The sequence below is a fragment of the Centipeda sp. (in: firmicutes) genome (assembly GCF_057271695.1).
On sequence record NZ_DBHIVL010000072.1, the window covers coordinates 1 to 11,391 of the forward strand.

The 11,391-nt window shown below is 56.3% G+C and carries 13 protein-coding genes and 1 tRNA gene; 2 read left to right on the forward strand and 12 right to left on the reverse strand.

The window, feature by feature from the left end:
- Positions 1 to 90: 90 nt before the first annotated feature.
- From sdhB to murI, 12 genes are all read right to left on the reverse strand, one after another.
- On the reverse strand, positions 91 to 843 hold the full coding sequence (gene sdhB / locus ACO6BQ_RS10135; protein ID WP_069180939.1) for a succinate dehydrogenase iron-sulfur subunit: 753 nt from the start codon (positions 841 to 843) through the stop codon (positions 91 to 93).
- A gap of 15 nt (positions 844 to 858) precedes the next feature.
- Positions 859 to 2,670 carry a succinate dehydrogenase flavoprotein subunit gene (gene sdhA / locus ACO6BQ_RS10140; RefSeq protein ID WP_489120759.1) on the reverse strand — a complete coding sequence of 604 codons (1,812 nt, stop codon included), beginning with the start codon at positions 2,668 to 2,670 and terminating at the stop codon, positions 859 to 861.
- A gap of 24 nt (positions 2,671 to 2,694) precedes the next feature.
- Positions 2,695 to 3,327 (reverse strand): succinate dehydrogenase/fumarate reductase transmembrane subunit, encoded by a 633-nt coding sequence (locus tag ACO6BQ_RS10145; RefSeq protein WP_069180941.1) that lies wholly within the window; start codon positions 3,325 to 3,327, stop codon positions 2,695 to 2,697.
- A 142-nt stretch (positions 3,328 to 3,469) separates the two neighbouring features.
- Positions 3,470 to 4,027: a Fe-S-containing hydro-lyase gene (locus tag ACO6BQ_RS10150; RefSeq protein ID WP_489120760.1), complete on the reverse strand. Its 558-nt coding sequence runs from the start codon at positions 4,025 to 4,027 to the stop codon at positions 3,470 to 3,472.
- Positions 4,028 to 4,065: 38 nt separating this feature from the next.
- Positions 4,066 to 4,908 carry a fumarate hydratase gene (locus ACO6BQ_RS10155; RefSeq protein ID WP_489120761.1) on the reverse strand — a complete coding sequence of 281 codons (843 nt, stop codon included), beginning with the start codon at positions 4,906 to 4,908 and terminating at the stop codon, positions 4,066 to 4,068.
- A gap of 355 nt (positions 4,909 to 5,263) precedes the next feature.
- Entirely contained in the window at positions 5,264 to 5,746 is a 483-nt protein-coding gene (locus ACO6BQ_RS10160; RefSeq protein ID WP_489120762.1) for a YfcE family phosphodiesterase, read from the reverse strand.
- Positions 5,743 to 6,366, reverse strand: coding sequence for an RdgB/HAM1 family non-canonical purine NTP pyrophosphatase (rdgB, locus tag ACO6BQ_RS10165; RefSeq protein WP_489120764.1), 624 nt, complete (start codon positions 6,364 to 6,366; stop codon positions 5,743 to 5,745). The genes ACO6BQ_RS10160 and rdgB overlap by 4 nt, the downstream gene beginning before the upstream one ends.
- 1 nt (position 6,367) lies before the next feature.
- A complete protein-coding gene (rph, locus tag ACO6BQ_RS10170) occupies positions 6,368 to 7,114 on the reverse strand; it encodes a ribonuclease PH (RefSeq protein WP_489120766.1) in 747 nt (248 codons plus the stop codon).
- Positions 7,115 to 7,214: 100 nt separating this feature from the next.
- Positions 7,215 to 7,877, reverse strand: a complete 663-nt coding sequence (locus tag ACO6BQ_RS10175) for a F420-0:Gamma-glutamyl ligase (protein ID WP_489120767.1) — start codon at positions 7,875 to 7,877, stop codon at positions 7,215 to 7,217.
- A complete protein-coding gene (locus ACO6BQ_RS10180; RefSeq protein ID WP_489120768.1) occupies positions 7,870 to 8,442 on the reverse strand; it encodes a hypothetical protein in 573 nt (190 codons plus the stop codon). Before ACO6BQ_RS10180 ends, ACO6BQ_RS10175 begins: the two co-directional genes overlap by 8 nt.
- Complete coding sequence (locus tag ACO6BQ_RS10185) at positions 8,432 to 8,866, reverse strand: acyl-CoA thioesterase (protein WP_489120769.1); 435 nt, start codon at positions 8,864 to 8,866, stop codon at positions 8,432 to 8,434. The genes ACO6BQ_RS10180 and ACO6BQ_RS10185 overlap by 11 nt, the downstream gene beginning before the upstream one ends.
- Positions 8,867 to 8,881: 15 nt before the next feature.
- Positions 8,882 to 9,670 carry a glutamate racemase gene (gene murI, locus ACO6BQ_RS10190; RefSeq protein WP_489120770.1) on the reverse strand — a complete coding sequence of 263 codons (789 nt, stop codon included), beginning with the start codon at positions 9,668 to 9,670 and terminating at the stop codon, positions 8,882 to 8,884.
- A gap of 144 nt (positions 9,671 to 9,814) precedes the next feature.
- Here murI and brnQ point away from each other — a divergent pair, with 144 nt between their 5' ends.
- Both brnQ and ACO6BQ_RS10200 read left to right on the forward strand, forming a co-directional pair.
- Complete coding sequence (gene brnQ / locus ACO6BQ_RS10195; protein WP_489120771.1) at positions 9,815 to 11,170, forward strand: branched-chain amino acid transport system II carrier protein; 1,356 nt, start codon at positions 9,815 to 9,817, stop codon at positions 11,168 to 11,170.
- Between the two features lie 28 nt (positions 11,171 to 11,198).
- A tRNA-Ser gene (locus tag ACO6BQ_RS10200) sits at positions 11,199 to 11,287 on the forward strand.
- Positions 11,288 to 11,391 lie beyond the last annotated feature (104 nt).

The window sequence follows — 11,391 nt, forward strand, 5'->3', positions numbered from 1 at the left end:
ATACGAAAAGATAGACTGTTGCACAAAGATAAATTTACCTTCGTGCAACAGCCCCCTTCGTTATGCTTCGACTCTGTGCGTGGAAGCAAATTAGTGGTTGAACATATTGCGCAGTGCCTGCTTGTTCACCTCGCGGTTCAGCTGTGCAAGGTGCTGCGTGAGCTTGATGCTCTTCGGGCACACACGCTCGCAGTTCTGGCTGTTGCCGCAGCTCGTGATGCCGCCCTTCTCCATCAGCGCGTTGAGACGCTTCGGTGCATCGAACTTTCCGAGCGGATGGAGGTTGAAGAGAAGCGTCTGTGCCGTCGGCGCAGGTCCGATGAAGTCGGACTGCGGACCGACGTTCGGGCACGCCTCAAGGCAGCAGCCGCACGTCATGCAGTGTGAGAGCTCATAGCACGTCTCTGCCGTATACGGATTCTGAATCGGGGCATCCTTGTTGTCCCATGTACCGTCCACCTCGACCCAGCCATGGATGCGCTTGAGGCTCTCGAACATGACCGAGCGGTCGATGAGAAGGTCGCGGATCACGGGGAACGTACGCGCCGGCTGGACACGGATCGGCTGCGTGAGGTTGTCGACCAGTGCGCAGCATGCCTGCTGTGCGTGGCCATTGATGACCATCATGCACGCACCGCAGACCTTCTCAAGGCAGTTGCACTCCCAGACCGGAGGCGGAACGCGCTTGCCGTCCACCGTCACGGGGTTCTTCTGGATCTCCATGAGGGATGCAACGACGTTGAGACCGGGACGATAGTCGACCTCGAACTCCTGCGTATAGGGGTTCTCGTTCGGTCCATCCTGACGCTCGATGATAAAACGAACTTTTTTCTGTTCTGCCATGACTTCTATCCTCCCTTACTCCTTCTTGGCGACGGCGTAGTTACGCGCACGCGCCTTGATGAGCGAATGCTCGAAATCCATGTAGCTGACTTGAGGCTCCTCGGTCTTCGGATCGTAGTCCACGATGGAGGTCTTCATGAAACGCTCATCGTCACGGCCGTAGAACATGAGCTCACCTGCCTCATCCGTCATACGTTCGCCCTTGTCGTCAAGCAGGATCTTCGCATGTGCGCCGCGGCTCTCGTCACGGCAGCGTGCCGCCTTCGTAACCGCCATCGCATAGAGGATCATGTTGCGGAGCTGACGCACGAACATGGCTTCCTGGTTCGCCCATGTACCATGGTCGGTCACGCCAATATCATCCCAACGCTTGAGGATGCCCTTGAGCTTTTCAAGGCAGATATCGAGTCCCTTGTTGTCGCGCTCGATGGAGACGTAATCGTACATGATCTCGCCCATCTCCTGATGGAGTTTGTGCGCATTCTCGGAGCCTGTCATGTTGCGGATCTTGTCGAACTCCGCGACACACTCCTTGCGTGCCGTCTCGAGTTCTTCCTCCGTGAGTGCCGTACCGAGCTCGCCGCTGCGTGCCCAGCGCAGAGCCTCAGGACCCGCAACGTAGCCGGAGTAGCTCGCCGAGAGAAGCGAGTTCGCCCCGAGACGGTTCGCACCGTGGTACTGGTGATCGCACTCGCCCGCCGCCATGAGGCCGGGGATGTTCGTGTGGTGCATGCGGTCGACCCAGATGCCGCCCATCGAGTAGTGCACGGACGGGAAGATCTCCATCGGCACCTTGCGCGGATCCTGACCGACGAACTCGGAGTACATCTCGAGAATGCCGCCGAGCTTGTGCTCGAGGTAGTCCGCAGGGATGTGCGAGAGGTCGAGGTAGACGCGGCGGTCGTTGTTGACACCGAGCCCCATATGGACGCAGACCTTGAAGATCGCACGGGAGGCAACGTCACGCGGAACGAGGTTGCCGTATGCGGGGTACATCTCCTCAAGGAAGTACCAAGGCTTGCCGTCCTTGTACGTCCAGACGCGTCCGCCCTCACCGCGGCATGCCTCGGACATGAGACGATTCTTGTCCGAGCCTGGGATTGCGGTCGGATGGATCTGGATGAACTCGGGGTTGCCGATGTGCGCACCCTGCTGGTATGCGGAGGAAACCGCCGAGCCGTTGCAGATGGTCGATGCCGTGCAGCGGCCAAACACCTGTCCGGGGCCGCCCGTTGCGAGGATGACGACATCCGCAGGGAATGCCTTGATCTCGTTCGAGTTCATGTTCTGTGCGACCAGACCGCGAACGATGCCGTCCTTGTTCTTGATCGCGCGGATGTATTCCCAGAACTCGTATTTCGTGATCTTGCCCTTGACCTCCCAACGGCGCACCTGCTCGTCGAGTGCATAGAGAAGCTGCTGCCCCGTCGTAGAACCGGCAAAGACCGTGCGCTTGTTCTTCTGTCCACCGAAGTTGCGCAGATCGAGTACGCCCTCGGGCGTACGGTTGAACGGAACACCCATGCGGTCGAACATCTTGACGAGCTTCGGTGCCGCCTCAACCATGCCCTTGACCGCAAGCTGGTCGGCAAGGAAGTCGCCGCCGTAAACGGTGTCGTCGAAATGCTCGTAGACACTGTCGTGCTCGCCCTTCGTATCCATGCAGGCATTCATGCCGCCCTGTGCGCAGAGCGAGTGCGAACGCTTCACCGGGCAATAGGAAAAGAGGTCGACCTTACCGCCGCCCTCGCAGATCTTCAGTGCTGCAAGAAGTCCCGCAAGACCGCCGCCGATGATCGCAATGTTGTTTTCTGGTAGCTTAGCCATTCTTACTCTCCTTTGCTGCGGTTCTTACATGAAATAGCTTGCCATAAAGGCGAGCGTAATGAGACTCATCAGCGTGCAGAGACCCATCGACAGTGCGTTGATCACAGACTGTGCACGTGGTCCCTTTGCGATGCCCCACGTCATGCAGAACGTCGAAATGCCGTTGCAGAAATGGAAGATCGCTGCGAGCATGCCGATCGTGTACAGCACCGTGTGGAGGATCGCATAGTCGCCGGTCACAAAGTAGGTGTAGAGCAGGTCATAGTTGATATGCGTTCCCATGACGCCCTTTTCCCAGACACGCATATAGCCGACGTGCCAGATGAGGAATGGGATGAGCAGCCATGCCGTATAACGCTGCACGGCAAACTGCCAGTTGCGGACGTAGCCATAATTGCTCGGGTTGTTCTTCGCCTGTGCCGCAATGTAGATGCCATAGATTGCGTGGAAGAGAATCGGTACGGCGATGGCAAAGACCTCGAGCCCGTAGAACACGGGACGCGGGATGAGCTCCATCATGGCAAGTGAATCATTGAACGCCTTCGCCCCGCCCAGCACGGTTGAGTTCGTGAAGACGTGCTCGAAGAGGAACACGCCGATGATGACGAGTCCGACCAATGAATGCAGCCGCCGCATGTAAAAGGTTGTGTGGAACATTTCATACCTCCTGAAATATGTAGACCTTTGGAGCCGCAGCCTCGGAGCATATCCGAGGCTGCGCCCCCGAATGATTTGTCATGCGCCAAACCATCGGCATGAACACGTTGATGAGGATGTGAGAGGCGGAATGCGAGCCGCCTTAGAGTTTCCGATAGGGCTTCTGCCCCATCTCGTAGAAGTTGTTGCCCTCGGAGTCAATCACGACGATGCAGGGGAAATCCTCCACCGTCAGCTTTGCAACCGCCTCCGGGCCAAGCTCGGGATAGCCTACCACTTCGTACTTCTTCACGGATTTTGCGATGAGCGCAGCAGCACCGCCGACTGCGGCAAAATAGGTGACCCCGTTCTTCTTCATCGACTCCACGACCGCAGCCGAACGCGAGCCCTTGCCTACCATGCCCTTGATGCCCTGATCGAGCATCGTCGGTGTATAGGCGTCCATACGACCAGAGGTCGTCGGTCCCGCCGAGCCGATCGGATCCCCCGGCTTCGCCGGTGTCGGTCCGAGGTAGTAGACAATCTGATCCTGCCAGTCGACGGGCAGCGGCTCCCCCTTCGCGAGTGCCTCTGTCATCGCCTTATGTGCCGCATCGCGCGCGCTGATGATCGTGCCCGTGATGAGAACGCTGTCGCCCGCCTTGAGCTTACGCGACATTTCCTCCGTGAACGGAGTCGTAATACGGATACTTTCCGCCATGAGTATTCCTCCCTAACAATAATACACAGGAACTGCTGTTACAGGACGCGATGCGCATGCCGCAGAGCATGGCAGCAAATCGTCACCGCAACCGGGAGGCCCGCAATGTGCGTCGCGCCCCACTCAATGTTCACGGCAAGCGCGGTCGTCGTGCCGCCAAGCTGCGGTCCGATGCCCGTCTTGTTCACCATCTCAAGGAGCTCACCCTCGAGTTTTGCATACTCGGGCATCGGATGGCGCTGATCGATCGAGCGCGTAAGCGCCTTCTTCGAAAGGAGCGCCGCCTGATCCATCGTACCGCCGATGCCGACGCCAATCACCTCTGGCGGGCAGGGGTTGGGGCCTGCGTGCTGAACGATCTCCATGACCGCCTTCTTCACACCCTCCACACCGTCGGCAGGAACAAGCATCTTGACGCCGGACTTGTTTTCCGAACCGAAGCCCTTCGGTGCAATCGTGATGCTGAGTTTGTCTCCCGCAACAATCTTCGTATAGATGACACCCGGCGTATTGTTCTGCGTGTTCTTGCGGTTGAAGAGCGGCTCTGCAACGACCGACTTGCGCAGATACCCCTCCGTATAGCCCTTTGCGATGCCCTCATTGATCGCATCCTCAAGGAGCCCGTCCGTGATGTGCAGATCCTGCCCGATCTCCACAAACACGATTGTCATGCCCGTATCCTGGCAGTAGGGACGATCTTCTTCGCGTGCGATCTCAGCATTGCGAATGATCTGATCCAATACGACTCTTCCTACGGGTGACTCCTCCGTCTCTCGCCCCTTTTTGAGTCCCTCGTAGACATCATTCGGGAGATAGTACGCCGCTTCTTTACACATCTCAGCGACGTTCTCCGTGATTGCTTTTGCGCTTAGCTCTCGCAAAATAATCCCTCCTATAAATATAACTTATACACAGGTTAGTTAGACTATATCATATTTTTTTCTTGCTTTCAAGTCTTTCAAATTCGGCGTAAAGCCTTGAAAAAAGTGAATCTCATTCAATTTGGGAATGAGATTCACAAGCTGAAATAATATCGTTCTTTTAGATTTTTATCTTATTGTTTTATATTTCAATCGAATTACTTTGCTCAAAGCAATATATTGTTTGCATCGTATTTGTTATTATACATATAAAATCCATATCATAAGATATGGATTTTATATCGTAAATTTTTTTGAAAATTTTTTATTCACCAGAAACCTTGATAATACAAGGAAGTCAAGAAAACTAGACTTCCTAAATGCGAATGAGATTCACCTGTGCTTTTTCTCCTGCGTTCAGATCCACAAGCATGAACGATCCGCGTTGCTCATCACGCGGTCGTGCGATGCTGCCGGGGTTGAGCACGGTCACATCCCCATGCTCCACAAGTGCAATATGCGTATGTCCATAGACTGCAATATCCGCGCCCGCCGTACGCGCCGCCTCGGCGAGCATCTCTGTGTCAAAGCGTACGTTAAAGAGATGTCCGTGCGTTAGGAAGATGCGGTGTCCTGCGGCCTCGACCACCGTTTCATCATAGACACCATCCACGAAGAGATCACAGTTGCCAAGTACGCGCACAACGCGTCTGCCCGAAATGAGCTCCAAATCATCCGCATCGGGTGCAAAATCCCCGGCGTGCAGCCACATCTCCGCCTCTGCAGCCCCAGGCACGGCAAGCATCTTCTCGAAGATGTTCGTGTCGCCATGACTGTCACTGACGATTCCGATTCTCACACGACACCTCTTTCCATCAGCAATTGTTTCATCATGTCGAGTGCCGCACCGCGATGACTGATCTCATGTTTCTCCTCGCGCGAGAGCTCTGCCATCGAACGTCCGTCTGCACGGTAGAAATGCGGATCATAGCCAAACCCGCCCCTCCCGCGCGCCTCAGGGCGGATGAATCCCGTACACGTCCCCTCTGCACCGAGCTCCCGCCCATCCTCAAACACAAGTACAAGCGCACAGTGATAGGCAGCGGCGGCATTCTCCGTGCCGCGCGCCCGAATGTCCGCAATCAGCTTTGCATTGTTCGCCGCGTCGTCGCCATGCACGCCCGCATAGCGCGCAGAGAAAACACCCGGTGCACCGTCCAGCACCTCCACCGAGAGTCCCGAGTCATCGGCAAGCGCAGCAAGCCCCGTCCGCTCCCGGTAGTAATGAGCCTTAATCCGTGCGTTTTCCAGAAAAGTCGCTCCATCCTCAATCGGTTCTTCGATCTCCCCCGCATCCGGCAAAACTTCACGGATGTGCGAGAGCGGCACGAGACGCACAGGCAGGCCTTCGAATGCCTTCTCCATCTCACGCACCTTGCCCTTATTTGATGTGGCAATCAGTATGATCTTTTCTCCCATATTATCCCTCCCGTCCCGGCAGCCATGAGAGCGTCGCGCCGAGTGCTTCTTTCTGATACTCAATCAACGTGCGTATGCCGCGTTCGCCGAGATCAAGGAGGACATTCATCTCTGCGCGGGTGAATGCGCGCCCCTCTCCCGTTCCCTGCACTTCGACTAACGAACCCGCGCCCGTCATGACAAGGTTCATGTCGACCATCGCGGTCGAATCCTCCTCATAGCAGATGTCGAGCAGCGGCGTGTTCTCCGCATTGACACCGACGCTGACCGCCGCTACATAGTCGCGCACGGGAAAGATCCCCCGCTTCGTGTAGAAGGTCGCACACGCCTCCACGAGCGCGACGAACGCCCCCGTAATCGACGCGGTACGCGTCCCCCCATCCGCCTGCAATACGTCGCAGTCAATGTGAATCGTGCGCTCCCCGAGTGCCTTCGTGTCAACAACGGTGCGCAGAGCACGTCCGATGAGTCGCTGAATCTCCTGCGTGCGTCCTGTCTGATGCCCGCGCATCGCCTCACGCGCCGTGCGCTCCGTCCCCGCGCCGGGCAGCATGGAATACTCTGCTGTCACCCATCCCGTCCCTGAGCCTTTCAGAAAAAACGGCACACGCTCCTCCACGGTCGCGGCGCACACAACGCGTGTGTGTCCCGTCTCGATGAGCGCAGAGCCTGCGGGGTAACGCTGATAGCCGCGCTCAATCCGCACAGGGCGCAGCTGATCGGCACGCCTCAGATCTCTTCTTGGCATGAATGTTTTTCTCCTTTGTGGAATTCCATAATGCAAAGCCTCCCCCGTCGAAACGGGGGAGGGAAACCATGCGCAGCATGGTGGAAGGGGCGCCATGAACTTACGTCCGATTACTCTCCTGATACTGCCGATAGTTCTTGATGATGCAGATCGGTGTTTTCTGCGAGGCATTGCCAAACGGATTATCGAGCAGGAGCTGTGACGCAAGCTCTCCGTTCACACCGTCCGACACGCCGACCACACGCGAACGCTTCAGATCGTTCACGTCCGCGATCATGCCACCGAACGCCCCCACGCGGTCACGAATGCGTGGGGCGACCTGCTCCGGCTCGGCAGGGCCGTAGACAATCACCTTGTCGAACGGCGGCATTGTGCCCGTCACGTCGTCAATAAGTGCCGCCTCCTTGCCGCCCCACTGATAGAACAGCCCCTTTTTGCCGACGAGTTTCCCGAGGAAGCCTGCAAAAAGTGCGGCGGTAACGCGCCACTTGCCCTCCACATCCATGAGCGCCTGCATCCCATGCGGCGTTGCAAGGCTGCCATAGTCAGGGATAAAACGGCACAGAAATTTCGACATGCCAGAAATATGGAGTTCCTCCGGACGGACAAAGCGCCCCTGTGTCACGGCAACCACGCTCTCAGCACAGCAGACGAGATCATCCGCCGTCACCTGCGCACCCGCATAGTATTCAATCGCGTCCACAATATCGTCTGCATCCGTCAGAATGCGTGTTGGAACAGGAAGGATCTTGATCTCAGCCATTCTTTCGTCCTCCTTCCTGCACGAGTGCAACACCCGCAAGCGCGGCGATCTCCGCCCCCGTGATCTTCAAGATCTGTTTGGAATAATGCGCCGGAATGCGTCCCGCCTCCTGATAGATAAGATCCATACGGAAATCTACCATATGTGCAATCGCCTCTTCGAGCGTATTCCCCTTGCGTCCCTCGATGGAGAGTTTGAGAACCAAATTGATTTGCTCTTCTTTTTGAATGACCATCGCCTCGAAGTAGTTGTCCTCGCGCGGCGCACCCTCCAGCTCTACCTTGCCGCGCACCAGTGCACCGTCGTACTGCTCATAGGGCAGCTGCACGCGCAGGATCGCATCCATGATGACACCGCATTGCTCGCCCTCATTTTTCACGGGCATTGTCGCACCAATCACAAGCTTCTCCGGTGTACGTTCGACCACGGCAAACTTTGTCATCTCCTCCTTTTTCAGCACGATCTTCTCCGCTCCGAAATAGGAAAAAAACGCCTTTTTCCCGAGCTCAAAAAAAACCAACAGTGCAAGCAGCCAATATGTCCACCATATAAATTCAATATCCAATGTCCCGTCCTTCTTTCTCCGCGATCATCGCCGCCGCGAGCGGCTCATAGAACTCCTTCGGCAAACGCGTGATGCGCCCCGTCTCGCGCAGGGTGAACACGTTCTCCGAAAAGCCCGTCACGAGCAGCGTGCCCGTCGCATTCAAAATACGATAGGAAAACGCCATCTTCGCCTTTGTAAGCGCCGTCGCCGTGGTCTCGATCACGAGATCGTCGTCGAAGCGTCCCGGTGCATGAAACTGTGCACCGACCTTTGTAATCGGAAAGACATAGCCCGCGTCCATCAGTGCGCCGAGCGTGATGCCGATGCGGCGCAGGTAGGCGACGCGCCCGATCTCGAACCAGCGAATGTAGTTCGCATGATGTACGACCTCCATCGCATCCGTATCGTAAAAGTTCACCCGATGTTCCACACGAATCGGCATGAATGCCCCCTTCTTTCAAACAATCTGCTCCATGCGCGCGGCACGTGCAAGATAGCTCTCAATACGCGCCAGTGACTCCGTACCTGTCACAGCTCGGCCCGACTCGAAGAATCTGCACGGTGCCGTCTGCTCCTCCGCCAAAACCGTCGTCAGCCCCGTCCGCCGCGCCAGCTCCTCGACCGTCCCCTCGTTGCCATCGACAAAACCAACCGTCTTTGGCAGAAGAGCACGCAATGTGTCCTTGAAGTAGTTGAAATGTGTGCAGCCAAGCACAATCGCCGAGTACTTCAGCAGATCATAGGGGGCGAGAGCATTCCACAAATATTCCTCCACACGCGGGGAGACAAACTCCCTGTGCTCGGCAAACTCCACGAGACGCGGCAGTGCGAGGAGGTCAATGAGCTGGTTCGGATCGTGTGCCGAGACGAGGCGACGCAGCTTTTCGCCATGAATGGTGATCGGTGTCGCCGTCACGAGCACGCGCCGCTTGGCGTCCTGGGCGAGAGCCTTTTTGACCGCCGGCTCCATGCCGATGATCGGCACATCGTAGATTTGCCGCATCTCCTCCACAGCGACCGATGTCGCCGTATTGCACGCAACAACAACGGCGTCCGCCTGCTGTTTTTCAACGAGGAAGCGAAACGCCGCATGAACGTATCCCCGCACAGTCTGAACGGATTTCGTCCCGTACGGCACATGATCGCGGTCGGCAAAGAACAGAAATTCCTCGGACGGAAGCACCCGCCGTGCATGGCTGAGCACCGTCAGCCCGCCAATCCCCGAGTCAAACAGAGCAATGCGCATCCTGCCATCTCCTCTTCTGCGCCGAATCACACTTTCCTATTATAGCAATTTCTTTCGGCTTTGACAAATTCCTTCGTTCCCTGTTATAATTTCTTCATCAAAATTTTTATAACATTTATTTTTTTATAAAGGAAGTCTCTATAGATGAAACGCCGTCTCAAAAAACAGGAATATATCTTTGTTGCATCCATGCTCTTCGGTCTTGTCTTCGGCGCGGGCAATCTCATCTTTCCCGCCGCAATGGGCCAGCAGGCAGGCGGGTCTATGCTGCCCGCTCTCATCGGGTTCTGCATCACGGGGGTCGGACTGCCGCTGCTCGGCATCGCAGCAATCAGCATCACGGCAAGCGAAAGCCTCTTTGACATAGGGATGAAGATCGACCGCCGTTTCGCCTATGCGTTCATCTGCGCACTCTATCTCTGCATCGGTCCGCTCTTTGCAATTCCGCGTACGGCAACCGTCTCGTTTCAAGTCGGAGCAGTGCCGTTCGTTGCGGCTGAGACGCAGACAATCGGTCTGCTCGCCTTTACCCTGCTGTTCTTTGCCTTTGTTCTCTATTTCTCGCTGCGTCCCTCGGGCATTCTCATCTGGGTGGGCAAGGTACTCAATCCGCTCTTTTTGCTTTTCCTCGGCATTCTGATTGTGACGGCGATGCTGTTCCCGATGGCGGCCGTATCGGATGCGATGCCAACAGGCGCGTATGATCAGCACGCTTTCTTTACAGGGCTGCTCGAAGGCTATAATACGATGGATGTGCTCGCCGCGCTCGCGTTCGGCAACATTCTTGTAAATGCCATCAAACGCCTCGGTCTGTCCGAGCCGCGCGATCTTTCCTACAGTACAATCGTCTCCGGTACGTTTAGCACCGCGCTCATGGCACTCATTTATCTTGCACTCACATACGTCGGCGCACAGAGCCGCACCGTCTACGGGCTGGATACGAACGGCGGCGATGTACTCGCCCATATCGCAGCGCACTATTTTGGTGCGTTCGGCGGCATCCTGCTCGGGATCACAATTGCGTGTGCCTGCCTCAAGACCGCAATCGGTCTTGTCACGGCATGCAGCACAACATTTTCCGAGCTGTTCCCGCGCTCCCTGCCCTATCCGAAATACGTTGTTCTCTTTACGCTCTTTTCCTTTGCAATCTCGAATGTCGGGTTGAGCAAGATCATTGCATACTCGCTACCCGTGCTCTATTTCCTCTATCCACTCGCAATCGCCATCATTGCACTCTGTCTCATTGAGGGCGTAGTCGGCTATCATCGCCCGCTCTATGTCTGCACGATCATCGGCACGGGCAGCGCGGCAGCGTTTGACTTTTTGCGTGCCCTGCCGCCCACCGTGCAGGACATGATTCCCGCAGTGGAACTCCTGCGTGCACTCGGCGATTCCCTCCCTCTTGCGGAGATCGGCATGGGCTGGATTGTTCCCGCACTCGTGGGGCTTGTGGTCGGTGCGCTGCTCCTTGCGCGGCAAAGGCTTGACAGCACTCCGTAATTTCTGATACAATAGCTACGCTCCACACGGAGAGGTGTCCGAGCGGTTTAAGGAGCCGGTCTTGAAAACCGGTGATGCGGCAACGCACCGTGGGTTCGAATCCCACCCTCTCCGCCATATTTGCAAGCAAAAAGACGACTGCTGACGCAGCCGCCTTTTTTTGTTCTTAGGAATCGCTGATAAAATGAAGTCCGTCAGATTGGCGTAGATTTTTTGTCCGA

Bases quoted from the DNA above. Each gene is read 5' to 3' on its own strand.
- sdhB (WP_069180939.1), bottom strand. From the start codon at position 843: ATGGCAGAACAGAAAAAAGTTCGTTTTATCATCGAGCGTCAGGATGGA.
- sdhA (WP_489120759.1), bottom strand. From the start codon at position 2,670: ATGGCTAAGCTACCAGAAAACAACATTGCGATCATCGGCGGCGGTCTT.
- ACO6BQ_RS10145 (WP_069180941.1), bottom strand. From the start codon at position 3,327: ATGTTCCACACAACCTTTTACATGCGGCGGCTGCATTCATTGGTCGGA.
- ACO6BQ_RS10150 (WP_489120760.1), bottom strand. From the start codon at position 4,027: ATGGCGGAAAGTATCCGTATTACGACTCCGTTCACGGAGGAAATGTCG.
- rdgB (WP_489120764.1), bottom strand. From the start codon at position 6,366: ATGGGAGAAAAGATCATACTGATTGCCACATCAAATAAGGGCAAGGTG.
- rph (WP_489120766.1), bottom strand. From the start codon at position 7,114: ATGCCAAGAAGAGATCTGAGGCGTGCCGATCAGCTGCGCCCTGTGCGG.
- ACO6BQ_RS10175 (WP_489120767.1), bottom strand. From the start codon at position 7,877: ATGGCTGAGATCAAGATCCTTCCTGTTCCAACACGCATTCTGACGGAT.
- ACO6BQ_RS10185 (WP_489120769.1), bottom strand. From the start codon at position 8,866: ATGCCGATTCGTGTGGAACATCGGGTGAACTTTTACGATACGGATGCG.
- murI (WP_489120770.1), bottom strand. From the start codon at position 9,670: ATGCGCATTGCTCTGTTTGACTCGGGGATTGGCGGGCTGACGGTGCTC.
- brnQ (WP_489120771.1), top strand. From the start codon at position 9,815: ATGAAACGCCGTCTCAAAAAACAGGAATATATCTTTGTTGCATCCATG.